This window comes from Rhodanobacter sp. OR92 (genome assembly GCF_000427545.1).
Taxonomy (GTDB): domain Bacteria; phylum Pseudomonadota; class Gammaproteobacteria; order Xanthomonadales; family Rhodanobacteraceae; genus Rhodanobacter; species Rhodanobacter denitrificans.
Genome location: NZ_ATYF01000001.1, coordinates 492,318 through 516,342 on the forward strand (window position 1 = coordinate 492,318; position 24,025 = coordinate 516,342).

Annotated in this window: 23 protein-coding genes, 1 tRNA gene and 1 pseudogene; 15 read left to right on the top strand and 10 right to left on the bottom strand. The window is 65.0% G+C overall.

What is annotated here, in order from left to right; genetic code table 11:
• Window positions 1-13 precede the first annotated feature (13 nt).
• The 5 genes from RHOOR92_RS0102505 to RHOOR92_RS0102520 all read right to left on the bottom strand — a co-directional run bounded on the left by RHOOR92_RS0102505 (window position 14) and on the right by RHOOR92_RS0102520 (window position 3,096).
• Window positions 14-799 (bottom strand): DNA-binding domain-containing protein, encoded by a 786-nt coding sequence (locus RHOOR92_RS0102505; RefSeq protein WP_027489504.1) that lies wholly within the window; start codon window positions 797-799, stop codon window positions 14-16.
• The gene (locus RHOOR92_RS0102510; protein WP_027489505.1) at window positions 774-1,640 is read right to left on the bottom strand and encodes a DUF692 domain-containing protein; all 867 of its coding nucleotides are present in this window, start codon (window positions 1,638-1,640) and stop codon (window positions 774-776) included. The genes RHOOR92_RS0102505 and RHOOR92_RS0102510 overlap by 26 nt, the downstream gene beginning before the upstream one ends.
• Window positions 1,641-1,651: 11 nt before the next feature.
• Complete coding sequence (locus RHOOR92_RS0102515) at window positions 1,652-1,936, bottom strand: DUF2282 domain-containing protein (protein WP_027489506.1); 285 nt, start codon at window positions 1,934-1,936, stop codon at window positions 1,652-1,654.
• A 214-nt stretch (window positions 1,937-2,150) separates the two neighbouring features.
• Complete coding sequence (locus RHOOR92_RS18460; RefSeq protein WP_037114706.1) at window positions 2,151-2,372, bottom strand: (2Fe-2S)-binding protein; 222 nt, start codon at window positions 2,370-2,372, stop codon at window positions 2,151-2,153.
• 124 nt (window positions 2,373-2,496) lie between these two features.
• Entirely contained in the window at window positions 2,497-3,096 is a 600-nt protein-coding gene (locus tag RHOOR92_RS0102520) for a hypothetical protein (protein WP_231378299.1), read from the bottom strand.
• Between the two features lie 65 nt (window positions 3,097-3,161).
• On the opposite strand from RHOOR92_RS0102520, the gene merR reads away from it, so the two are divergent.
• From merR to RHOOR92_RS18470, 6 genes and pseudogenes are all read left to right on the top strand, one after another.
• Window positions 3,162-3,569, top strand: coding sequence for an Hg(II)-responsive transcriptional regulator (gene merR / locus RHOOR92_RS0102525; protein WP_027489508.1), 408 nt, complete (start codon window positions 3,162-3,164; stop codon window positions 3,567-3,569).
• A gap of 1 nt (window position 3,570) precedes the next feature.
• Window positions 3,571-4,506, top strand: a pseudogene (locus tag RHOOR92_RS0102530) (site-specific integrase); the annotation flags it as partial.
• Between the two features lie 222 nt (window positions 4,507-4,728).
• Window positions 4,729-5,040, top strand: a complete 312-nt coding sequence (locus RHOOR92_RS0102535; RefSeq protein ID WP_037114708.1) for a hypothetical protein — start codon at window positions 4,729-4,731, stop codon at window positions 5,038-5,040.
• Between the two features lie 39 nt (window positions 5,041-5,079).
• Window positions 5,080-8,037 carry a Tn3 family transposase gene (locus RHOOR92_RS0102540; RefSeq protein ID WP_027489511.1) on the top strand — a complete coding sequence of 986 codons (2,958 nt, stop codon included), beginning with the start codon at window positions 5,080-5,082 and terminating at the stop codon, window positions 8,035-8,037.
• 86 nt (window positions 8,038-8,123) lie between these two features.
• Window positions 8,124-8,849 carry an integrase gene (locus RHOOR92_RS18465; RefSeq protein WP_231378300.1) on the top strand — a complete coding sequence of 242 codons (726 nt, stop codon included), beginning with the start codon at window positions 8,124-8,126 and terminating at the stop codon, window positions 8,847-8,849.
• Window positions 8,850-8,933: 84 nt separating this feature from the next.
• Window positions 8,934-10,049, top strand: coding sequence for an MFS transporter (locus RHOOR92_RS18470; RefSeq protein WP_255326660.1), 1,116 nt, complete (start codon window positions 8,934-8,936; stop codon window positions 10,047-10,049).
• Here the strand turns inward: RHOOR92_RS18470 and RHOOR92_RS0102555 are convergent.
• Entirely contained in the window at window positions 10,046-10,732 is a 687-nt protein-coding gene (locus RHOOR92_RS0102555) for a DUF2461 domain-containing protein (protein ID WP_027489512.1), read from the bottom strand. The two genes, RHOOR92_RS18470 and RHOOR92_RS0102555, sit on opposite strands and share 4 nt — an antisense overlap.
• 31 nt (window positions 10,733-10,763) lie before the next feature.
• Window positions 10,764-12,209, bottom strand: coding sequence for an exodeoxyribonuclease I (gene sbcB, locus RHOOR92_RS0102560; protein WP_027489513.1), 1,446 nt, complete (start codon window positions 12,207-12,209; stop codon window positions 10,764-10,766).
• A 76-nt stretch (window positions 12,210-12,285) separates the two neighbouring features.
• Here sbcB and orn point away from each other — a divergent pair, with 76 nt between their 5' ends.
• The 4 genes from orn (at window position 12,286) to RHOOR92_RS0102580 (ending at window position 16,235) form a co-directional block, all read left to right on the top strand.
• On the top strand, window positions 12,286-12,852 hold the full coding sequence (gene orn / locus RHOOR92_RS0102565) for an oligoribonuclease (protein WP_007508188.1): 567 nt from the start codon (window positions 12,286-12,288) through the stop codon (window positions 12,850-12,852).
• Window positions 12,853-12,884: 32 nt separating this feature from the next.
• Window positions 12,885-13,799: a dihydropteroate synthase gene (gene folP / locus RHOOR92_RS0102570; RefSeq protein WP_037114712.1), complete on the top strand. Its 915-nt coding sequence runs from the start codon at window positions 12,885-12,887 to the stop codon at window positions 13,797-13,799.
• Between the two features lie 49 nt (window positions 13,800-13,848).
• Window positions 13,849-15,201: a phosphoglucosamine mutase gene (glmM, locus tag RHOOR92_RS0102575; protein WP_027489515.1), complete on the top strand. Its 1,353-nt coding sequence runs from the start codon at window positions 13,849-13,851 to the stop codon at window positions 15,199-15,201.
• 98 nt (window positions 15,202-15,299) lie between these two features.
• Complete coding sequence (locus tag RHOOR92_RS0102580; RefSeq protein WP_027489516.1) at window positions 15,300-16,235, top strand: 2-oxoglutarate and iron-dependent oxygenase domain-containing protein; 936 nt, start codon at window positions 15,300-15,302, stop codon at window positions 16,233-16,235.
• Window positions 16,236-16,274: 39 nt separating this feature from the next.
• On the opposite strand, the gene RHOOR92_RS0102585 is transcribed toward RHOOR92_RS0102580, so the two are convergent.
• Window positions 16,275-16,949 carry a DUF6445 family protein gene (locus RHOOR92_RS0102585; RefSeq protein ID WP_027489517.1) on the bottom strand — a complete coding sequence of 225 codons (675 nt, stop codon included), beginning with the start codon at window positions 16,947-16,949 and terminating at the stop codon, window positions 16,275-16,277.
• Window positions 16,950-17,012: 63 nt separating this feature from the next.
• Window positions 17,013-17,816, bottom strand: a complete 804-nt coding sequence (locus RHOOR92_RS0102590; protein ID WP_027489518.1) for an SDR family oxidoreductase — start codon at window positions 17,814-17,816, stop codon at window positions 17,013-17,015.
• 127 nt (window positions 17,817-17,943) lie between these two features.
• Between RHOOR92_RS0102590 and tpiA the strand changes: the two genes are divergently transcribed.
• The 5 genes from tpiA to RHOOR92_RS0102620 all read left to right on the top strand — a co-directional run bounded on the left by tpiA (window position 17,944) and on the right by RHOOR92_RS0102620 (window position 20,613).
• Window positions 17,944-18,711, top strand: a complete 768-nt coding sequence (gene tpiA / locus RHOOR92_RS0102595) for a triose-phosphate isomerase (RefSeq protein ID WP_027489519.1) — start codon at window positions 17,944-17,946, stop codon at window positions 18,709-18,711.
• A gap of 7 nt (window positions 18,712-18,718) precedes the next feature.
• Window positions 18,719-19,180: a preprotein translocase subunit SecG gene (gene secG, locus RHOOR92_RS0102600; RefSeq protein WP_027489520.1), complete on the top strand. Its 462-nt coding sequence runs from the start codon at window positions 18,719-18,721 to the stop codon at window positions 19,178-19,180.
• A gap of 11 nt (window positions 19,181-19,191) precedes the next feature.
• Window positions 19,192-19,276: transfer RNA gene (locus tag RHOOR92_RS0102605), tRNA-Leu, on the top strand.
• 296 nt (window positions 19,277-19,572) lie between these two features.
• On the top strand, window positions 19,573-19,833 hold the full coding sequence (locus RHOOR92_RS0102615) for a hypothetical protein (protein WP_027489521.1): 261 nt from the start codon (window positions 19,573-19,575) through the stop codon (window positions 19,831-19,833).
• Window positions 19,834-19,959: 126 nt separating this feature from the next.
• Window positions 19,960-20,613, top strand: a complete 654-nt coding sequence (locus RHOOR92_RS0102620) for a response regulator (protein WP_007508208.1) — start codon at window positions 19,960-19,962, stop codon at window positions 20,611-20,613.
• Between the two features lie 95 nt (window positions 20,614-20,708).
• Here the strand turns inward: RHOOR92_RS0102620 and RHOOR92_RS0102625 are convergent, their stop codons facing one another.
• Entirely contained in the window at window positions 20,709-23,861 is a 3,153-nt protein-coding gene (locus RHOOR92_RS0102625; RefSeq protein ID WP_027489522.1) for an Rne/Rng family ribonuclease, read from the bottom strand.
• Window positions 23,862-24,025: the final 164 nt, after the last annotated feature.

Consider the following 24,025-nt stretch of genomic DNA (forward strand, 5'->3'; position numbering starts at 1 on the left):
CTTAGGTACAGAGTCAAGCGTCAATTTCTGGACGGCGACCCACGCGGCGATCCGCGACGACCAGCCGGCGTGCCAGCAGGGTGTGCAGACACGCTACAAGATCGAATTTCCCGTCAATGGCCAGCGCCGCCGCATGCGCGACTGCCAGATCGCGCTCATCGATCAGCGCAGCGATGCAGACAAAGCTCGCTGGGTCCAGGCTAGCCATCGCCACCTCGCTGCCGTCGCGCCACAGCGCGACCTGTTCACCGCGCCCATCCAGCTGCAGCCGCTCACCCCCAGGGGCGTTGGTGTAATGCCAGATCGTCAGCACCGGGTGCGCACTGGTCAGCAGGCGCAAGCTGGGATGTAACCGAATGGGCAACGATATTGTCTCGTCGAACGTGGCCGGATCCAGCGCCGATGCCTCGGCGGCCAGCGCGGACTGCTGCCGTAGCCACTCCAACTGCGCCACATCGGGCAAATAGGTAAGCGCTGCTGCTTCAGGCATCGTGGCGAGAAACGCGGCGAAGGCGTCTCCGAACGTCTGCAGGTTGCCGTGCGTCGACGGATGGTGCAGGCAATAACGCGTCGCTGCAGCCTCAAAGAAAGCTTCACCAACCAACGCCCTCACCGCGGGGTACGTGGTACGCAGCGTTTCGATCTGCGTACCGGCGATGGCGTTGCAATACACCTGTAATCTCGCAGCGGAGGTGAGGCCGGCACCGACAACCCATTGCGCGACGACGTCGTCGCCACGATGAAGCATGGCATCGGCGAAACCGCGTTGCAGCTCAAGCAGTGTGGGCACGGCAGGCATCGAGCAGCGCCTCGGCGCGAGTGGCTTCCGCCAGCAACACCTCAAGTTCGGGAATATCCTGATCCCATTCGACCAGCGTGGGGACGCGGCCGAACAGATCCAGCGCCTTGGCGTAGAGCGCCCAGACGTCCTCGTCGACCGGCCGGCTATGGCTGTCGATGAGCAGCGGTACCGCGAGACCAGTCTTGCGGGTGAAGCCGGCAAGGTGAATTTCGCGCACCGCCACGCGCGGCATCGCGCTCAGGTAGGCGTACGCGTCGAAGCCGTGGTTGATGCTGTTGACGTAGACGTTGTTGACGTCGAGCAGCAGGCCGCAGCCGCTACGGCGCACCAACTCGGCGACGAACGCCCACTCGCTCATCTCGGCATGCTGGAACGTGAGGTAGCTGGAGACGTTCTCGACCAGGAACTCGCGGCCCAGTGTGTCCTGTACCTGCTGCACGCGTGCCACCATCAGGTCCAGCGCCTCGCGGGTGAACGGCAGCGGCAACAGATCGTTGAAGTGGGTGCCGTCGATCGCGCCCCAGCAGATGTGATCGGAAACCAGACCCGGCTCATAACGCTGCACCAACATGCGCAGCTGCGCCAGATGCTTGTCGTCGAAGGTGTCGGCCGATCCCAGCGAGAGACCCACGCCGTGCAGGCTCAGCGGGTAGTCGGCACGCACGCGTTCGAGGACGTCAAGGGCGGCGCCGCCCGCGCCGAAGAAATTTTCACTGTGCACTTCGAACCACGGCACGCGTGGATGCTCGTCCAGTACGCGTTGCATGTGGGGGGCACGCAGACCGACCCCGGCCGCAGCCGGGATCGGTCGCGTCGCGAGCGTGCTCGCATCGTGCATCACGGCGCTGCTCAGCCCTTTTGCGCCGGTTCGAGCTTGCCACCGTCGATTTTCTCGCAAAGACCCTTGGGTACCGCGACAAAGGAGTTTGGATCGCGGGCCTTGGTGTCCTGACCGGCGCAGGAGTGACCCGGCGTTTTGCAATTGTTCTTGTGCGCGGCGTTGATGCCGTAGCATTTCTCCATATTGCTCATCGACATCGTTTTGCTCTGCATGGCTGCAGCCGATGCGACCGTGGTTAGACCCAACGTGAGTCCTCCCGCCAGAACCGATTTCAGAATGGCTGCGGTGTTCATTCTCAACTCTCCAGTACGTGGCCAGAAACCCTCTGGCCTTCTTTGAAGGTGACACGCGGAACGCATGCGGAAACATTTTCCATACCGACCAGCGACCTCCTCATCTTCGAATCGCGCGACCGGTCATTGCCCGCCAATGTCACAGAGCCTACTGCCGTACTTTGGTACGACATCAAGCATGGGTTCCAAGACCCACGGAAGCCTTGGCCGACGCCTACTGTCCGTCTTGACCCGGCCTGAGATGGAAGGTCGGATGTGCGCATGCGATTTCCGTGATGATGTCGTTTAGCAGCTGGCGTGCTTCCTGTTCGCAGCCTCCGCAGCCACCCGAGCAACCGGTGAGCCATTGCAATTCTTCGAAACTGCGCACCCCCGCCACCACCGCGTGGCGGATGTCCTCCTCGGTCACGCTGTTGCACACGCAAACGTCATTCATGATCCAGCTCGCGTGGCGGGGCCGTCCTGTCGTAGCCTGAGACGCAGCGGATCGCAGACGTCGCCCCCTGCATTAGCCTGAGGCACGGAGTCGTATCCACGATCCACGGTGCGAATTCGGCACGTCAACCCGCGTCCTCGGGTAGGAGCGTTGCGGGCGTCAACCACGCATCCAGCTGCGACAATGCCTGTGATCCGAGATACCGCTGGAATGTGTTTCGCGCCACCCCGAGTAGCCGTGCAAGCCGGGCTTCGATGGGCATGGCTTCGTCCGCCACAAGAACCTCTTGCAGCGCACACGCGAGATCGCATTGCAGCGCGGCCCCATCGGGCAACGCAATGCGCGCGCGTGACAGCCGTTGGACGAGACGAGCGGCGATGGTGTGTGCCTCCTGCTGACTGAGCTGATCGACCGTCTCGTGCTGGTACCAGGACGAAGGGTTCGGAAAAGTAGCAAGCAACGCCAACGACGACGCAGCAGCTACCAAAGCAACATGGCTGTCACCGCCGAGGGCCGCACGCAAGAGGCCGATCTGCTGGTCGACCTCAAGCTCACGCAACCATTCGATCGCGATCACGTCACCGCGATGGTGCAGCCAGGCTTCAGCAATATCAGGGTGAACGTCCAGGCGTGCCAATACGGGTTTGGCAAGGCACCCGCAACCGATCTGCGGCACCGCCTCGCACACGAGCGGCACCGAGTAGATGCCAACGGACACGGACATGGACTTCTCCAAAGGGATGAACCGGGCGTAAGCTACTTCCGTAGTCATATACGGAGTCAACCGGTATGGAACATAGTGCAGAGTCATTGACCATCGGCGCGTTCGCCAAAAGCGCCGGGGTCAACTTGGAAACCATCCGGTTCTACCAACGCAAGGGTCTGCTCCCGGAACCGGATAAACCGTATGGCAGCATCCGGCGCTATGGTGGTGTGGATGTCGCTCGGGTGAAATTCATCAAATCCGCGCAACGGCTGGGTTTCAGCCTCGACGAAATCGCACAACTGCTCACCTTGGAGGATGGCACCCATTGCAGCGAGGCGGCGGAATTCGCCTCGCGGCATCTGGTCGACGTGCGCGCGCGCCTGAAAGACCTCAAGCGCATGGAGACGGTCCTGTCCCGACTGGTGGCTCAGTGCGATTCGCGTCGCGGCACGATTGCCTGTCCCCTGATTGCCTCGTTGCACAGCCGTTGAGATGAACGATTCGCCGCCGCCGTCGATCGATCGGTACCTCGCCGCCGCCACGCGCGCCAATACCCGGCGCAGCTATGCGTCGGGGGTGCGTCATTTCGAAGTTACCTGGGGTGGCCACTTGCCGGCCACGGCCGACAGCGTGGCGCGCTATCTGGCCGCCTATGCTGGCACGCTGTCGACCAATACGCTCAAACAGCGCCTCGCTGCACTTGCGCAATGGCACACCGCGCAGGGCTTTGTCGATCCGACGGGTGCACCCGTCGTCAAACAGGTGCTCAAGGGAATCCAGGCCCTGCATCCAGCGATGGAAAAGCGGGCCGAGCCTCTGCAACTGACCCAACTAGCCACGGTTGTCGATTGGCTTGACCTGGTCATCGAAGGTGCGCTTGGACGGAACGACGGTGCCGCAGCTCTTCGGTACCGTCGCGATCGCGCCCTGATTCTGCTCGGCTTCTGGCGTGGCTTCCGCGGCGACGAGCTGATCCGCCTGCAGGTGGAGCATCTGCAGCTTGTGCCAGGTCAGGGCATGACCTGCTTTCTGCCTCGCACGAAGGGCGATCGTCAGCACGAGGGCACCACGTTTCGCGTTCCGGCGCTGTCGTGCTGGTGCCCGGTCACGGCCACGATGGACTGGATCGCTGCCGCGCAGCTTACCCACGGACCGTTATTTCGCCAGGTCGATCGTTGGGGTCACGTGCCGGAGCGCCCGCTGCACGTCAATAGCATCATTCCCCTAATGCGCCGCTTGTTCACTCTGGCCGGCCTGTCCACCCCGGATCTCTACAGCGGTCACTCGCTGCGCCGGGGCTTTGCCGGCTGGGCCAACACCAACGGCTGGGATGTGAAAGCGTTAATGGAATACGTCGGCTGGAAAGACGTGCACTCGGCCATGCGCTACCTCGACGGAAACGACCCGTTTGCGCAAGCTCGCATCGAGCGCGGATTAACCGATGGAGCTACCTTGCAGGTGGGGCACGATGGCATCTAACACGCACCGCCTGGCGATCCTTATTGGCGACGCACGGGGGCACGGAATGAGCGCAACCCCGCCATGCGCTCGACTCAACCGCGCGCCTAGCCGGCAGAGCAGCGCAACCGCACTGAAGATCATCTGAGCCTGTGAAAAGTTCTCAAGTTCCCGAGCACCGGAGAAACACCCATGCCTCGATCAGACGATGACCGTTTTGGTATGCCCGCCACTGCATTCGAGGCAGCATTAGATAGCCATGGACGGGATAACCCGGTCATCCGGGCCGGCATGTATGTGCCCACCCGGCGCGAAGTGGCCACGCTTGAGGCGGCGGCATTGGCTCCGATCGTGATCGACTGGATGTGGGAAAGCCCCTCGGAGCTGATCCCGAACAATGAACAGATCGGTGATCTACGTGCCATTTTGCTGTCACGGCCCGACGCGGATCAGCCGAGCATCCAGCAACTTATTGTGGAATGCGACGACTACCTGAAAGTGTGATGGAACCGGCGCCTGAGCGCCGCTATCGGCTAGGTCACCATGGCATCGATCGAACGGACTGCATACCCGCGCTTCAAACGTCATCCTTCGACCGATGAACTCGAACAGATCTATACCCCCACCGATGACGAACTCTCGCTGGCCACCAGACAAGTTCGAGAGCCCGCCCGCCGTCTGAGCTTCTTGCTCCTGTTGAAGGGGTTTCAGCGGCTGGGCTACTTCCCCGTCGTGGATGACGTGCCTCTGGCGATCATGCGATGCGTTCGCGATGCCTTGCGTCTGAGCGGCCATGCACGCCCGGCCGTTCTTGAACCACGCACGCTCTATCGGTACCACGCTGCCATCCGCCGATGGTTGGGCGTGACAGCCTTCCGCGACCGCGGCATGCACGTCGCCGCCCGCGCCATGGGAACGGCCGCCCAGGTGATGGATCATCCGGCGGATCTGATCAACGCATCGATCGAGCAGCTCATCAAAGACAAGATCGAGCTGCCGGCCTTCAGTACGCTGGATCGGATGGCACGGCGAATCCGTGCCTTGGTCAACCAGCGACTGTTCAACCTGGTCCAACAACGCCTGTCGCCGTCCGACATCAGCCAGCTGGACGCGTTGCTCGATGTCGAGTCCGGCCGTCGCCAGAGTCCGCTTCAGCTGATCAAGCAATTGCCCAAGCGCTCTTCGCTGCAACATTTCCAGCGACTGATCGAGCATATTGCCAGGCTCTCGAATCTGGTCGGTGAAGCCCACCTCCTGGCCGGCGTACCCGAGACCAAAATCAAGCATTTTGCGGCGGAAGCGAAAGCGTTGGATGCCGCCGAACTGCGGGATTTCGGTCCGCCCAAACGGCACCTGCTGCTGCTCAGCCTCATTCACCGGGCCCGCATTCAGGCCCGAGACGACTTGGCCGCGATGTACATCAAGCGGATGAACAATCTGCATCGTCGTGGCAAGGAGGAGTTGGACCGGCTGCGTGTCCGCCATCGCGAGAAGACCGAGACCATCGTTGCCACTCTCACCGACGTCATCCAGGTGCTGGATACGCACCCGAGCGACACCGAGGCGGGGCGTGAAATCCGGCAGCTCTTGAGCAAGCGAGGCGGTATCGAGGTGCTGCAGGAAGATTGCGCTGCGATCAATGCGTACAGTGGCGACAACTACTACCCGTTGCTATGGAAGTTCTTCAAGAGCCACCGGCCTACGATCTATCGCATGGTCCGGCTTCTTGAGCTATCCACGACCAGCGAAGATCGTTCGCTGGTGGAGGCCCTGGCGCTGGTGCTGGAACACGAATCCCGTCGCGGTGACTGGATCGACGAGCCCGTTGATCTGGCGTTTGCCAACGAGCGATGGCGGCGTGTCGTGTCCCATCGGGCCGAGGACGGCACCGTTCGTCTGCACCGCCGGCACCTTGAGGTGTGCGTCTTTTCCTGCCTGGCCAACGAGCTGAAGACCGGCGACATGGCAATCGGCGGCTCCGAGGAATATGCCGACTATCGTGGCCAGCTTTTGACCTGGGACGAATGCGAAAGCCGACTGGCCGATTACTGCGGCCAGTTGGGCTTGCCCGCCGATGCCGCGCTGTTTGTTGCGCAACTACGGGAGGAACTCACCCGCACGGCGGAAGAGATCGATGCCGCGTATCCGGACAACAATCAGATCGTGATCGATGACCGTGGGGTTCCCGTTCTCAAGCGCGTTGTCGCCAAGGAGCCCACCGAATCGGCCAAGGCGCTGGAGACCGCCATTCTTCAACGTATGCCCGAGCGCAACATTCTCGACATCCTGTGCAACGTCGCCCATTGGGTGAATTTCCCTCGACATTTTGGTCCGCTCTCCGGCTCCGATCCCAAGCTCGAACGCGCCACCGAACGCTACGTCCTGACCACGTTCACCTATGGCAGCAATCTGGGGCCCGTGCAGGCGGCACGGCATTTCCGGGGCGCGGTGACACCGCACATGCTCTCTTTCGTCAATCGCAGGCATATCAACGGCAAGAAATTGGACCTGGCGATCAAGGACATCATCAACGCCTACAACACCCTGCACCTGCCTAAGGTGTGGGGAGACGGGAAGAGTGCCGCCGCCGACGGCACGAAGTACGACATGCGCGATCAGAATCTGATGGCCGAGTACCACATCCGTTATGGCGGCTACGGCGGCATCGCCTACCACCATGTCTCCGATACCTATGTCGCGCTGTTCTCCCACTTCATCCCGTCCGGCGTGTGGGAGGCGATTTACATCATCGAAGGCTTGTTGAAGAACAAGTCCGATATTCAGCCCGACACGGTGCATGCCGATACCCAGGGACAGTCGGCGCCGGTCTTTGCACTGTCGCACCTGCTTGGCATAAAGCTGATGCCACGTATCCGCAATTGGCAGGATCTGAAGTTCTTTCGCCCTTCCGCCGAGACGCGCTACGAACACATCGACTCGCTGTTCAAAGACACCATCGACTGGGCGCTCATCGAAACCCACTGGAAGGATTTGATGCGGGTGGTGCTGTCGATCACCGCCGGCAAGATTTCATCCGTGACACTGTTGCGCAAACTGGGCAACAACAGCCGCAAGAATCGGCTCTATCAGGCATTCCGCGAGTTGGGTCGTGTGGTACGCACCAACTTCCTGTTGCGCTACATCTCCGACTTGGACTTGCGCGAGAAAATCACGGCCTCAACCAACAAGGTCGAAGCCTACAATGGCTTCGCCAAGTGGAACTTCTTCGGCGGGGAAGGGGTGATCGCCGACAACGATCCCGAAGAGCAGGAGAAGACAGTCAAGTACAACGATCTGGTCACCAACGCGATCATTTTCAGCAATGCGGTGGACCTCACACGCATTCTTCGTGAACTGGCGACCGAGGGACTGAAGCCGAAGCGAGAGGACGTCGCCATCATGAGTCCGTATATGACCGGTCACATTAAGCGCTTCGGTGACTATCTGATCGATATCGAAGCTGTTCCCGATCCCTTTGTGGTGGAACTCATGCTGGAATAGCCGCAGTCCGTTCAGCCGGGCGAACGCTGAGCTCTCAAGCTAAATTTCTAGCCAAGCTTCTGAAAGAGCATTCCTTTTCAGAACAAGTGTCCCATTTTTACACGTATCTCGGCTGGACCCCTGATCTGGACGCACAGAAGCGTGCGTACGATGACGTTGCTGTCGAACGGGATGCGGCACAGGCCACGGTTCATCAGCTGCAGCACGAGGTCAGTCAACTACGCGAGCAAGGCATCGAGGTGCAGCAGCAGCTCACCCGGGAAACCGAGGCCAAGCGCGATGCCCTTGGCCAGGTTCAATCGTTGCAGCACGAGGTGGCGGCCGTTCGTACCGACATGGCTCAGCAACTAGAGGCCGCACGGCAGGCCCACGACCGATTGACCACCGAATTCCAAGCGACCGTTGCAGCCCGCGATGCTACCTTTCAGGTGGAACGGGACAAAGCCAACGCGCGCGTGGAGGCCGCTCAAGCCCGCATGCTGCAAGAAACCGATGCAGCACGGGAAGGACAGCGGCAGGCAGAGCAGCAATTGGCCAAGCTGCGGCAACGTAGCGAAGACCAGCAGACCAGCCTCACGGAATTGCGATTGAACATGGCGCGCATTCGTCGAGAATTGGCCGATGGCGAAGCGCGCTTGGCGGCGATGACCAGCGTCACCGGCGAGCGTGACCAGCTCGCCTTGGAGCTGGCTGCCACGCGAGGACAGGTCAGTGGCCTGACTTTGGCGCTTCAATCAGCGGAAGCCCGCGCAGTGGCCGCAGAGAGTCAGTTGACTGTGGGCCACAAACGCCGTCAATCCAAGCAAAAATGAGAACATGGTCAATACGAAATACTATGATCCGTAACGACTTTTCGTTCTTATCCCGGTTTTCCGTTCCATTGCTCCCCAAACCCCGTGTTCGGCATTTTTGCGGCGGGCTACCTGGCGCGGCCGCTGGGCGGCATCGTGATGGCGCACTACGGCGACAAGCGCGGGCGCAAGCGGATGTTCACGCTCAGCGTGTTCCTGATGGCGCTGCCGACGCTGGGTATCGGCCTGCTGCCGGTGTACGCGCAGGTCGGCATGCTGGCGCCGCTGCTGTTGCTGTTGCTGCGGGTGGTGCAGGGCCTCGCGGTGGGCGGTGAAGTACCGGGCGCGTGGGTGTTCGTGGCCGAGCACGTGCCGCCGAAGCGGATCGGTTTTGCCTGCGCCAGTCTTACCTCGGGCCTCACCGTGGGCATCCTGATCGGTTCGCTGGTGGCCGCGGCCATCAACAGCCGGATGACTCCGGCCGAGGTGCTCGACCACGGCTGGCGGCTGCCGTTCCTGGCCGGCGGCGTATTCGGCTTCTTCGCGGTGTGGCTGCGCCGCTGGCTCAGCGAGACGCCGGTGTTCGAGGCGATGCATGCACGCAAGGAGCTGGCCTCGGGGCTGCCGCTGCGGCGGGTGTTCGAACGGCATCTGCCCGGCGTGCTGCTGTCGATGCTGGTGACCTGGATGCTCACCGCCGCGATCGTGGTGCTGATCCTGATGACGCCGACGCTGGTGCAGTCGGCGTTCCATGTCGTGCCGACGCGCGCGTTCCTCGGCAACAGCGTGGCCTCGTTCGCGCTGGCGCTGGGCTGTCTCTTCTACGGCTGGCTGGCCGACCGCCTCGGCTACGCGCGGGCGCTGCTGGCCGGCGCGATCGGCTTGCTGGTGTGCGGCTACGCGTTGTATTTCGACCTGCAGGCCGGTGCCGCGCATTTCGTCGCGCTGTACGCGCTGGCGGGGTTTGCCGTGGGCGTGGTCGGCGTGGTGCCGGCGCTGATGGTGGTGGCGTTTCCGCCGGCGGTGCGTTTTTCCGGCCTGTCGTTCTCGTACAACGTCGCCTATGCGTTGTTCGGCGGATTGACGCCACCGCTGATCGGCCTGCTGATGAGGCGGTTCGGCGTGCTCGCACCGGCGCACTACGTGGCGTTCACCGCCGTGATCGGTATCGCCGTGGCGGTCTGGCTGTTGTCCGCACGGCGCGCGGCGGTTCCTGCCTAGAACTCCAGTTCCTGCGCCGCGCACAGGTAGTCGACCAGTGGCGCGACCTGCTTGAACGTGGCGACCGTCCACGGCAGCAGTTCGTCCGAGCAGGCCAGCGCCTCGCTGAGCGCGGTGGTGGCGATGAAGTCCTTGCGCTTGAGGTCCGCGATCAACTCGTGCGCGGGGTCGTAGCCGCGCGGCGGACGCACCAGCGATTCGCCACCCAGCTGCAGGTGTTCGCGGAACGCCTTGCCCCGGGTGGCGCGCTTCCACGCGGCGGGGTTGTCGACCAGGAACTCGCGGATGTGCTTCAGCGCATCGGGTTCGGGGTGCCACATGCCGCCGCCGGCGAAGCACTCGCCGGGCTCGATGTGCAGGTAGAAACCCGGCGCCTGGATCTCGTGCCGGCGCTGGTGGAAGAAGCGCGAACCCTGCCACGACTTGTACGGCAGCTTGTTGTTGGAGTAGCGCGTGTCGCGGTAGATGCGGTACAGCGAGCCGCCGTTCTTGCGCGGGTCGGCGCGGTAGTGCGTACTGATCTGCGCCAGCGGCGCCTGCAGGTCGGCGATCAGGCGCAGGAACGGCTCGCGCACGTGGCGCTCGTAATCGTCCTTGTGCGCGTGGAACCATTCGCGGTTGTTGTTGCGTTCGACGGCGCGCAGGAAGCGGAAGGTGGCCGGGGTGAAGTAGCTCTGGGGCATGGCGGGTCTGGAGGGCGGATCGGGTGGGGGATCAGAGAGGTTTGACGCTGGCGGCGAGCTGTTCGCCCCAGGCCTGCAACTGGTCGAGCAGGGGCAGTTTGTCCTGCACCGCGGGATCGCGGCGCAGTTCGCCGAGGCGGGCGAAGTAGTCGTCGAGGGTGAGCCCGGTCAGCGGCGTGTGGCGGGTCAGGCGTGCGCGGCGGAAATCTTCCCAGCGCGCGTGTTCGTCGGCATCCAGCGTCTCGGGCCAGTTGCGGGCGCGGTAGCGGAACAGCAGCTCCGGATAGCGCGGATCGCGGAACGGGAACGCGCGCGCGCCCAGTTCCTGCGGCGGGGTGGCGCGTACCTGGGCCAGCAGGCGCTTGTCCGCGTCAGGCAGGAAGCCGCCGCCGTACAGGGCCAGTTCGGGGTCCTCCGGTGGCGGCAGTTCGGCGGCGCGCTGGAAGACGCGGCGCAGTTTCTCGGCGAGTCCGTCGACGGCATGCAGCACGTCGCGATGGGCCTGGCAGCGGGCCAGGTCCAGTTGCAGGCGATCCAGGTCCACGCCCTGCAGTACCGACAGGGGCGCCAGCGCCGGCGCATGGTTCGCGCGCACGGTGCGCAACGGGATGCGCTCGATGCCCTCGGGCAGGTCGGTGCGCGCGGTGAAGATGCGGTCGGCGATCTCGTCCTCGTCCAGCGCCAGCCATGTGGCCGGATCGGTGGCCAGGTCGTACACGATCACCTCGCCGGCGCGGCTGGGGTGCGCTGCCAGCGGCGCGATCACGGCCAGGCAATGGCGGCTGGCCGGGTAGCGCGAGGACACGTGCACCAGCGGCGTCATGTTCACCACGTCGAGCAGCTCGAACACCTTCTGCTTGCGGCGCAGGCCGTAGTACCAGTCCCATAGCCGTGGCTGGCGCACGCGGATCAGCCGGGCCAGCTCGATCAGCGCGTGGACGTCCGACAGCGCGTCGTGGGCGCGTTCCTGGGTGAGCCGGTTCGCGCTGGCCAGGTGTTCCAGCTTGAAACTGGGCGAGCCGTCCTCGCGGAGCGGCCAGACGATGCCCTCGGGCCGCAGCGCCTGGCACATGCGCACCAGGTCGATCAGGTCCCAGCGCGAGTTACCGTTCTCCCACTCGCGGCCGTACGGCTCGTAGAAGTTGCGGTACAGCATCTGCCGGGTGAACTCGTCGTCGAAGCGCAGCGAGTTGTAGCCGACGCCGCAGGTGCCCGGCGCCGCCAGCTGTTCGTGCACGCGGGCGGCGAATTCGGCCTCGCCGAGCCCTTCACGCTCGGCCTGCTGCGGGGTGATGCCGGTGATCAGGCAGGCGTCGGGGTGCGGTGGCATCTCCAGCGACAACCTGCCGTAGAACATCACCGGTTCGCCGACGATTTCCAGCTCCGGCGTGGTGCGGATCCCGGCGAACTGCAGCGGGCGGTCGCGCCGCGGGTCGGCGCCGGAGGTCTCGTAGTCGTGCCAGAAGAAGGTCTGCATGCGGGCATGATCGCATGGCCGAAAGCCGGACCGGCACGGCATGGGGCTGATAAACTCCGGCGCACAAGGAGAGCCCATGAGCCAAGCCCACGAAGACAACCTGATCTGGATCGATCTGGAGATGACCGGCCTCGACACCGACAACGACTCGATCCTGGAGATCGCCACGATTGTCACCGACAAGGAACTGAACGTGCTGGCCGAAGGGCCGGTGTTCGCGATACGCCACGAGATCGATCGGCTGGAATCGATGGACAGCTGGAACTGCAATCAGCACCACAAGTCGGGCCTGTGGCGTCAGGTGCTGATCTCGGAAACCGATCATGCGATGGCCGAGCAGGCCACCGTGGATTTCCTGCGCGCGTGGGTGCCGCCGGGCAAGTCGCCGATGTGCGGCAACTCGATCTGCCAGGACCGCCGCTTCCTGCATCGGCAGATGCCGCGGCTGGAACGCTACTTCCACTACCGCAACCTGGACGTCTCCACGCTCAAGGAACTGGCCCGCCGCTGGGCGCCGGAGATTGCCAGGAGCGTCGGCAAGGAATCGGCGCATACCGCGCTGTCGGACATCCGCGATTCCATCGCCGAACTGCGTCACTATCGCCGCTACATGGGTGAGCTTGGCGGCAGGCTCGAAGCCTGAGCGCCGCGCTGTTCCCGCATATTGACGAGGCCATGAGCATGTCGAACGATCTGTTGGCGCCGGTGCTGGATTGTGCCGGGCGTCCGTTGCGGCTCGACCGCGCGCGCGTGGTCGGCATCCTCAACGTCACCCCCGATTCGTTCTCCGACGGCGGCACGCATGACAGCGTGGACGCGGCCGTGGCGCATGGTTTGGCGCTGGCGGAGGCGGGCGCCGACATGATCGACGTCGGCGGCGAGTCGACCCGCCCCGGTGCGGCCGAGGTGCCGGTGGAGGAAGAATTGCGCCGGGTGCTGCCGGTGATCGAGCAGCTGATGGCGCGCACCACGCTGCCGATCGCGATCGACACCTCCAAGCCGGAAGTGATGCGTGCGGCGGTGGCCGCCGGCGCCGGCATGATCAACGACGTGTATGCGCTGCGCCGCGACGGCGCGATGGCGGCGGCGGCCGAGCTGGGCGTGCCGGTGTGCCTGATGCACATGCAGGGCGAGCCGCGCAGCATGCAGGCCGAGCCGCATTACGACGACGTGGTGGGCGAGGTGCACCGCTTCCTCACCGACCGGCTGTTTGCCTGCGAACTGGCCGGGATCGACCGGCGCAAGGTGATGGTCGACCCGGGTTTCGGCTTCGGCAAGACGCTGCAGCACAACCTGGCGCTGCTGTGCGCGCTGGAACGTTTTGCCGACCTCGGCAGCGGCGCGTACATCGGGCTGTCGCGCAAGGCGATGATCGGCGAGATGACCGGCAGGACGGTGCCGGCCGAGCGCGCCGCCGGTTCGGCGGCGGCCGCGCTGATCGCTGTGCAGCGCGGCGCACGCCTGGTGCGCGTGCACGACGTGGCCACCACAGTCGATGCGTTGGCGGTATGGCAGGCGGTGCATGCGGTCGATGCCGTGCCGCGGCGCGTTGACAAGCCGGCCATGCCGCGCTGGCCGGACGACGACTGAGCGGCGCCTTCCTCTTTCCCTTCGCCCCATCACCGCTTCCAGGCAGCCCATGACTCAACGCAAGTATTTCGGTACCGACGGCATCCGCGGCCTGGTCGGGCAATGGCCGATCAGCGCGGACTTCATGCTGAAGCTGGGCCGCGCCGTCGGCAGCGTGCTGGCGCGCGAGGGCACCAAGCGGCCGAACGTGCTGATCGGCAAGGACACCCGCATCTCCGGTTACATGTTCGAGGCCGCGCTGGAGGCGGGCCTGGTCGCAGCCGGCGCCGACGTGGACCTGCTCGGTCCGATGCCGACCCCGGCGGTGGCCTATCTGACCCGCTCGATGCGCGCGCAGACCGGCATCGTGATCAGCGCCTCGCACAACCCGCACCACGACAACGGCATCAAGTTCTTCTCCGCCGACGGCGAGAAGCTGTCCGACGAAGTCGAGTTGGCGATCGAGCGGGAGGTCGATGCCGCGTTCGTCACCGTGCCCTCCGAACAACTCGGCAAGGCACGCCGGCTCGACGATGCGGCCGCCCGTTACGCGGAATACTGCAAGTCCACGGTGGCCGAGGATTTCAGCCTGCACGGGCTGCGGCTGGTGCTGGACTGCGCGCACGGCGCGACCTACCAGGTGGCGCCGAAGGTATTTGCCGAACTCGGCGCCGAGGTGGTTGCCATCGGCGACAAGCCGGACGGCTTCAACATCAACCGCGAGGTCGGCTCGACCCATCCGCAGGCCCTGCAGCAAGCGGTGCTGACGCACGGTGCCGATCTCGGCATCGCGTTCGACGGCGACGGCGACCGCGTGCAGCTGGTCGACCGGCTTGGCGTGCTCGCCGATGGCGACGACATCCTCTACCTGCTGGCGCGCAGCTGGCAGGCGCAGGGGAAGCTGCATGGGCCGGTGGTCGGCACGCTGATGAGCAACTACGGCCTGCAGCTGGCGCTGGCCGGGCTCGACGTGCCGCTGATCCGCGCCAATGTCGGCGACCGTTACGTGCTGCAGCAGCTGAAGCAGCACGGCGGCGTGCTCGGCGGCGAGACCTCCGGCCACATCCTGTGCCTGGACCGGGCCACCACCGGCGACGGCATCATCGCCGCGCTGGCCGTGTTGGAGGCGCTGGTGCGTTCGGGAGAGGATCTGGCCGCGGCGCGGCAGGGCCTGCGCAAGATGCCCCAGGTGATGCTCAACGTGCGCGCGGTCGGTGCGCGCGAGGCGTTGGCCAGCGACCAGGTGCGGCAGGCACTGGCCGAAGTGGAGCAGGTCCTGCACGGTCGCGGCCGGGTGGTGCTGCGCGCCTCGGGCACCGAGCCGCTGGTGCGCGTCACCATCGAGGGAGCCGATGCGGCGGAAGTGCAGCAGTTGGCGGAAAAGCTTGCCGGAACGGTAAAATCCGCCGCCGAACGCTCGTGAACCTGTAGCCGTACCGGGTCGCCATGGATTGGCCCGACGTGCCCCGCCTCTTGCGGTGGCGGATGAATCGACCGCACGCCAACCTGATGACTACAGCCATGAAGAATGTTCCTACTCTCGACATCCGCCGTTACGACACCGACCGCGGCGCCTTCGTCGCCGAGATCGGCGCGGCCTACCGCGAATTCGGTTTCTGCTGCATCAGCGGCCACGGCATTGCGCGCGAGCTGATCGACGGCTCGTACGACGTGTTCCGGCGCTTCTTCGCGCTGCCCACCGACACCAAGATGAAGTACCACCTCGCCGGTGCCGGCGGCGCACGCGGCTATACCCCGTTCAAGGTGGAGACCGCCAAGGACAGCCGGTACGCCGACCTCAAGGAGTTCTGGCACATCGGCCGGGAGATCCCGCGCGACTCGAAATTCGCCGACGTGATGCCGCCGAACCTCTGGCCCGCCGAGGTTCCGCAGTTCAGGCAGTACGGCTACGGCTTGTACCAGGCGCTGGACCAGCTCGGCACCCGCGTGCTGCGTGCGCTGGCCCTGCACCTCGGCGAGGCGGAGAACTTCTTCGAGGACAAGACCGACGTCGGCAACTCGATCCTGCGGCCGATCCACTACCCGCCGATCACGGAAGAGAACATCCCGAACGTGCGCGCCGGCGCGCACGAGGACATCAACTTCATCACCCTGCTGGTCGGCGCCAGCGCGGAAGGGCTGGAAGTGCTCACCCGCGAAGGCAAGTGGTTGCCGATCACCACCGAGGGCGATGCGATCGTGGTGAACATCGGCGACATGCTGCAGCGGCTGTCCAACCACGTGTTCCCGTCCACCACGCACCGCGTGGTCAACCCGAAGAACGAGAACGCGCGCAAGCCGCGCTACTCGGTGCCGTTCTTCCTGCACCCGAACCCGGACGTGGTGCTGGATCCGCTCGATTCATGCGTCACGCCGGACAACCCGCGCCGCTACGACAGCTCGATCACCTCGCACGAGTACCTGCTGCAGCGCCTGCGCGAGATCAAGCTGATCTGAGCCGGGTTTCAGGAGGGCCTGGCGAGATCGGGCCGGCAGTCACGCCATCCAGAAGAACACCGCGGTCATGCGCTTGCTGGCAGCTCCTTCCAGGCCCCAGTACGCGCTGGCGCTGTGGATCAGGTTGGCTTTGTAGACCAGCAGGCGGTTGCAGCGGTGCGTCACGCGCACGTCCTCGACGAAGGCGTTCGGCTGCACGAAGCGGTTGCCCAGCGCCTCGGCCAGGTTGCGGTGCGGCGGCAGCACGATGTTGCCGCCGAGCTGGCCGCCGGGCATGCGCTGGCGGAAGAAGCTGGTGCCGCAGTGTTCGGGCACGTCGGGGTTGAGGTACAGCACGGCGGCGTAGCGGCACAGATTCGATGAATCGGTGTGCGGCTTGACCGCCCCCTCGACCGCGCCGACCACCTGCACGCAGTTGTGGTTGAGCCGGATGCCGGCTTCGGTCTGCTCGACCCACAGTTTCTTCACACCCGTGAGCCGGCGCACCTGCGCCTCCAGCGCGGCCAGTTCGTCATCCAGCAGGGCGGGGCTGGCGCGCATGCCCGGCCAGACTTCGCCGGTGTACGGATAGCCCATTTCCCAGTCGATTTTGGCCAGGCAGCGTGCGCGCACCTCGTCGGCGTTCGGCAGCGCCTCGTCGATCACCCAGTAGTCGCGCCCCTCGACGGGCTTGCGGTAGGGCAGTGGACGCATCTGGGTCGGGAACAGGGACATGTCGGTGAAAGCCGGTGGCGAAGATGCGGGCAACAGTAACGGAAGCGGCGACGTCGTCTGGATTCAGGTATTTCGATAGCGCTTCGATTCCCGTGCCGAAAGCCACAGGGCCAGCCGGTCCGGCAGCAACTGCACCAGCGTCTTGAGGGTGCGGTTGACCCGGCCGGGGATGTACACGGCGTCGCCGCGCTCGACCGCCGCGATGCCTTGGCGCACCACTTCTTCCGCGCTCAGCCACATGAAGCCGGGCAGCCGGTTCATCTTGTCGCGGGTGCCGGTGACATCGTGGAATTCGGACCAGGTGAAGCCCGGGCACAGCGCACAGACGTTCACGCCGGCCGCGTGGTTTTCCAATGCCAGCGACTGCGAGAACTTGATCAGGTAGGCCTTGCTGGCGGCGTACAGGGTGTGCCCGGCCGGGCCAGGGACGTGTCCGGCCAGCGAGGCAACGTTGATGATGCGGCCGTGGCCGCGTTGGCGCATGCCGGGCAGCAGCCGCCAGGCGAGTTCGGTCGGCGCGGCCAGCAGCACCTGCAGGAAATCCGCGTGGGTTGCCCAGTCGTTGGCGACGAAGGTGCCGGGTACGCCGTAGCCGGCGTTGTTGATCAGCCAGTCCACCTGCCGGCCGCGCCGTTCCAGCTCGTCGCACAGCGTCTGCGCCGCGGTCGGCTCGGCCAGGTCGTGAGGCAGCACGGTGGTCTGGGCAGCATGGCGCTCATGGAGTTCGGCAGCGAGGGCTTCCAGCCGGTCAACACGACGCGCAGTCAGCACCAGGTCGTGGCCGAGCGCGGCAAGCTGGCGGGCAAAGGCGGCCCCGATGCCCGAGGAAGCGCCGGTGACCAGACTGAGCGGGCGGGGAGGCGTCATGCGGCGTTCCGTGTGGCGAATCACACCATTCTTGACCGGAGATTCCCGCTGGCGCCAGTGGCCGCACAGGTTTGCCCATCTTCGGAGCCATCGGTAAGCTTGCGGTTTGACCGCAACGGAAGCAGCCATGCGCAAGAAACTCGTCGCCGGAAACTGGAAAATGCACGGCAGCCGCTCGATGGCCCAGGCGCTGGTGGAGGATATTGCCAGCGGCATGCCGGATGGCATCGACGTGGCGGTGTTCCCTCCCTTTCCCTACATGGCCGAACTGGCTCGGCAGCATGTCGACTCCGGCCTCGGCATCGGCGCACAGGATGTGAGCGAGCATGAAGGGCAGGGTGCATATACTGGCGAAGTCTCCGCCGCGATGCTGGCGGACATCGGCGCACAGTGGGTGCTGGTCGGCCACTCCGAGCGGCGCCAATACCATGGCGAGAGCGACGAACTGGTGGCGCGCAAATTCGCCGCGGCCCGCGCCGGTGGCCTGACGCCAATCCTGTGCGTGGGGGAAACCCTGACCCAGCGCGAAGCCGGCGAGACCGAGGCGGTCATCGCGCGGCAATTGCGGGCGGTGCTGGCACTCAATGGCGTGGCCAGTTTCGACACCGCGGTGATTGCCTATGAGCCGGTCTGGGCGATCGGCACCGGCCGCACCGCCAGCCCGGAGCAGGCGCAGCAGGTACACGCCTTCATTCGTAGCCAACTGGAAAAAGAAGATGTTATGATTGCCCGTCTGACCCGGCTGCTTTACGGCGGTAGCGTCAAGGCGGCCAATGCCGCGGAATTGTTCGCGCAGGCGGACGTGGATGGAGGGCTGATCGGCGGGGCCTCCCTGGCCGCATCCGACTTCCTTGGAATCTGCGCCGCGGCGCACCAGGCGCCACAGGCTCAATAGAAACCTTATGTTCGTCATTTTCAGCGTGTTCTACATCCTGATCGCTGCGGCGATGATCGTGCTGATCCTGCTGCAGAACGGTGCCGGCGCCGATGCCGGTTCGGGCTTCGGCGGCGGCGCTTCGGCCACGGTGTTCGGCGCGCGTGGCTCGTCCACGTTCCTCACCCGTGCCACCGGCGTTCTCGCGGGCCTGTTCTTCCTGCTCAGCCTCGGCATGGGCATCTACCTGCACGGCAACGGCGCACCGCACGCCAGTACGCAAGACCTGGGCGTGATGGGGGCGCTGGCCGACAAGCCTGCTGTGGGCAAGGCGACTCCGGCCAAACCTGCGGCCGGCACGGAAGTGCCGTCGGCGGCTCCTGCCACAACCAACAACGCCGTTCCGGCCGCACAGCCGGCGGCAGCCCCCGCTCCGACCCGCAGTCAGGGCGAGGTGCCGGCAGCCACCGAGCCGCCGGCGAAACACTGAGCAACACACCTGCCCAGGTGGCGGAACTGGTAGACGCACTACCTTGAGGTGGTAGCGACGCAAGTCGTAGGGGTTCGAGTCCCCTCTTGGGCACCACATAGAAGGCTTCGCTGAGCGTCACACTGAAGCCGCAAACAAAAGAACCGCCGTTGGCGGTTTTTTTGTTTGCGACGGATCGGGCCGTGAACGTATTCAGGCCAACGATGCGCAGCTCGACGCAAACCAGTATTGGATCGACGACCGCAGCACGCTTCCCGTACAGCGTGCGTAGGCGTCGGCCGACATATCCGCCGCGGTGGACATGACACATTGCGCCCAGACCACGAGGGTGTCGAATGGCCGGCCGGTCATGCCGTTGCCAGCTTCCTCGGGGCAAGGGGGCAGGGGTGTCCATGGTGACGATTTCGCTGAGACAGGCGGTCGCGGGTGACTGGTGCGTCCGTCGCGGCCAGATCACGTTGTTCAGCAACCTGCAACTGGGTGTGGCGATCAAGCTTGCCCGCGAGATGGCTCGTGATGAACATGAGCGACTCGGACATCGGGTCCGCGTGGAAATGCCCGGGCCGAGTTCCGCAATCGTGCTGGCCCATTACGCTGGCGATGATGATGGTGATGGAAGCAGCAGCGATGCCGCCGTGACGCTGGTGGCCTGACGTCGACATTCCCCGACGCAGCCGCCGTCGGCGAGTATGCCGTGCCGAGCGCTTCACCTGGCGAACCGCTTGCAAAGGCGCTCCGTGCGGCCTAATTTCATGCAGCCCAACCAAGGAGGGCGTCAAGTGATCAATGTGGTCCTGGTGGACGATCACGAGCTGGTTCGCACCGGCTTCCGAATGATCTTGCAGCAGCAACCGGACATTCGTGTCGGCGGCGAGGCAGGCAGCGCCGAAGAAGGCCTGCACCTGATCCGGAGCCTGGCGCCGGACATCGCCCTGGTCGACGTGCACATGCCCGGCATGAGCGGGATCGAGCTTACCGAGCGCGTCTGCCGCTCGAAAATGTCCACCCACGTCGTCATCGTGACGGTGGTCGATGACGCACGTTTTCCCAAGCGTCTGCTCGACGCTGGCGCACTCGGCTACTTGACCAAGGGTTGCAGCGCCGATGAGCTGGTGTCTGCCGTGCGCCAGGTGGCCGGTGGCCGGCGTTATCTTGCCCCGGCCGTCGCCCAGCAGCTGGCGCTGGCCACCCTCGACGGCAGCGCCTCGCCGTTCGACGTACTGTCCAGTCGCGAACTCGAAGTGGCGATGATGCTGGTGCGCGGCAAACCGCTGACCATCATTGGCGAACAGCTCAACCTGAGTCCCAAGACCGTGTCCACCTACAAACAGCGCCTGATGGAGAAACTGCACGTGGACCACGTGCTCAGCCTGGCCCATCTGATGACCGTACATGGACTGATCGATACTCCGAATCACCACGTCGGCAATTGATGCAACAGGCCAGGCATCCGGGTGATCGGAAGCGGTAAAAAAAACCGGACGTGAGGTCCGGTTTTTTTCGTCGTGCTGCACGGTGGCGTGACCACTCAGCTGTTCGTGTCGCCCTTGTGCGCGTCGGACTCGTCGTGCGAGCGCGGCGAGGCAGGTTCGCTTTCCTCGCTGAGCGACGGCAGCGGCCTTGCCGGGTGATTCGGCTGGGCCAGCAAATCGCCTTGCGTGGGTTGCTGCAGCGAAGTCACGGGATCGGTTGCCGATTCAGGCTTGTCGGTGGCAACCGCCGGTACCGCCACGCTCATCGAAGGGTCGACCTCTTGCGCAAACGGCGCGGTCGGTGCCGAAGCTGCAGCCGACCCGGGAATCACGACCGTCGGGCTTGCCGCAGTCACTGCTGCCAGCGCCGGCTGCGTGCTCGACGATGCCACGACCGTCGATGACACCGTGTCGGAAGCCGGCCGACTGAGCGTCGTCGGTGTGGCGGCGGCCATGGTGACGGCCATCGGAAGAGGGTCCGCCTTCGTCGCATGGCTATCCCCGGCGCTCATCGCGACTGCGGCAGGTTGCGGTTCTGGCGCAGGCGTGCTCGCCGGGGTCATCCGGACAAGATCGTGTTCGTCAGCCGCGGCCGTTGCCACTGCGGATTTCACCGGGTCGGGAATCGGCGGCAGGGTTGGCAGGTTGAATGCCGTGGCGGCAGGCACCGTGGCGCTGATCTCCGCGTCGATGGAAGGCGTGGTGCTCGTTTCGATCGGCCGGGCAGGCATCGGTGGGCGAGCCGGCACGATGGCCGGTGCGGTGTCGCCATAGCTTGCGGCGACCACGGGCGACGATTCACGCGGCGACGGCCCACTGTGCGAAACCGGGGTCGCTGCAGTGGCGTCTGCAATGGCTTCCTCGCGATCCTCGTCGTCAAGCGCCAGGGCGCTGTCGATGTCCGTGCCGTTCTCGGCGGTTTCGTCGTGACGTCGACGCCGGCGGCCACCACGACGACCGCGGCGGCGGCGCGCCTGGCTGCCTTCGGCATCCAGGGGGCTGTCGGCAGATTCGGGCACCGACGAGGCGGCCAGCGGTGCGAGCAACGGCTCGGCTTCCTTCGCGGCATCATCCGGTGGTGCCGCGGTGGGGCGCTCGTCGACGGTGATGCGCGGCTGGCGTTCGACCTTGGGCGACTGAGGCGGATTCGGCTTGCGCTCTGCACGCGCAGGGGTGTTCTCGGTTGCTGCGGCCGGTTTGGGCTGGCGATCCGCCCTGGCGGCCTGGGCCTGGGATTGCTGTGCCGGGCGCGGCTGGGTCTCGTTGCCGCGCTGACGGTTGCCGCGGGCCGGCTGCTGGGCAGAGGGCTTCGACGAGCCTTGCTGGGCGGCCTCGCGCCGCGGCTGGCGCGGGGATGGTGCGCCCGAGCTGGCGCCGGGACGATTGCCACGCTCGTCACGACGGCTGCGGCTGCTGCCGTCGCCGCCGTTGTCGACGCGTTTCGGTATCGGCGCGGGCGCTGCCGCTTCCGCGCTGCGGAACCAGCCAAACAGGCGCGAGATGATGCCGCCGCTTGGCGCTGCGGCGGCGGGTGCTGCCGCCGCTTGACGGCGTGCGGCCGGCGGAGCCGCCGCAGCGACCGGTGCGGCGACTTCTTCGCGCACCGGTGCCGGACTGGCCGGCACGATGCCGCTTACGGCAGGCTGCTCGCCGCTGCCCAGGGTCTGGCCCATCTTCGGCAGTTCGCTGGCCTCGACCGCGGTGAGGCGTTCGTAGCTGGGCTTGCTGTGCTCGCCCATCTCCGCCTCGCGGATGCGCTGGATCTCGATGTGCGGGGTTTCCAGCTTCTCGTCGGCGACGATCACCACGTGCGCCTTGTGGCGCAGCTCGATCTCGACCACGCTGGCGCGCTTTTCGTTGAGCAGGAAGTTGGCGACGCTGGTGGGCGCCTGCACCAGCACCTGGCCGGTGTTGTCCTTCATCGCATGCTCTTCGATCAGGCGCAGGGTGGACAGCGACAGCGATTCCACGCCGCGGATGTGGCCGTGGCCTTCGCAGCGCGGACAGGTGATCTGAGTGGCCTCGCCAAGGCTCGGGCGCAACCGCTGGCGCGACATCTCGAGCAGGCCGAAGCGCGAGATGCGGCCGATCTGCACGCGGGCGCGGTCCAGTTTCAGCGCGTCTTTCAGGCGATCTTCCACTTCGCGCTGGTGCTTGGGGCTGTCCATGTCGATGAAGTCGATCACCAGCAGGCCGCCGGCATCCCGGATGCGCGCCTGGCGGGCGATTTCCACCGCGGCCTCGCAATTGGTGTTGAACGCCGTTTCCTCGATGTCGCTGCCCTTGGTGGCCTTGGACGAGTTGACGTCGATCGCGGTCAGCGCTTCGGTCTGGTCGATCACGATCGAACCGCCCGACGGCAGGCGTACCTGGCGGTCGAACGCGCTCTCGATCTGCGTCTCGATCTGGTAGCGGGTGAACAGCGGGGTGTCGTCGCGATACAGCTTGAGCTTGCGCAGGGCGTTGGGCATCACCTGCTGCATGAAATCGCGGGCGTCGTTGTACAGCGGTTCGTCGTCGATCAGGATCTCGCCGATGTCGCTGCGCAGGTAGTCGCGCAGGGCACGGATGAACAGCTTCGATTCCTGGTAGATCAGGAACGGCGCCTTCTGCTTGCTGGCCGCTTCGGAGATCGACTTCCACAGGGTCAGCAGGTAGTCCAGATCCCACTGCAGCTCTTCGGCATCGCGGCCGAGGCCGGCGGTGCGCACGATCAGGCCGACATCGTCGGGCACTGTGACGTGATCCAGCGCCTCCTTCAGCGCCTGCCGATCCTCGCCCTCGATCCGGCGCGAGACACCGCCGGCCTTCGGGTTGTTCGGCATCAACACCATGTAGCGGCCGGCCAGGCTGATGAATGTGGTCAGGGCAGCGCCCTTGTTGCCGCGCTCCTCTTTTTCCACCTGCACGACGACTTCCTGACCTTCCTTGATCAGCTCGCGGATGTTCGCCTTGTGCGGATCCAGGCCGGCGGTGAAGTACTCGCGGGAGATTTCCTTCAGCGGCAGGAAGCCATGACGTTCGGCGCCGTACTCGACGAAGCAGGCTTCGAGTGAAGCCTCAACCCGAGTGATTCGACCCTTGTAAATATTGGACTTTTTCTGCTCCCGCGAAGGGATTTCGATGTCCAGGTCGTAGAGGTTCTGGCCATCGACAATGGCCACGCGCAACTCTTCACGCTGAGTCGCGTTGATCAACATGCGTTTCATGGTGGTAATCCTCGGCTTGGCCGCGCGTCGCGTGCCACGGTGGCGCCACAATGGCGGCCTGCCGGGGATCGCGCCGCTGCGGTTAAGCGGCAAAAAAAACGGCACCGTTTCCGGCGTCGGGATGATTCGGTCAGCTGCGCCTGCCGCCCCGACACCGCAATGGC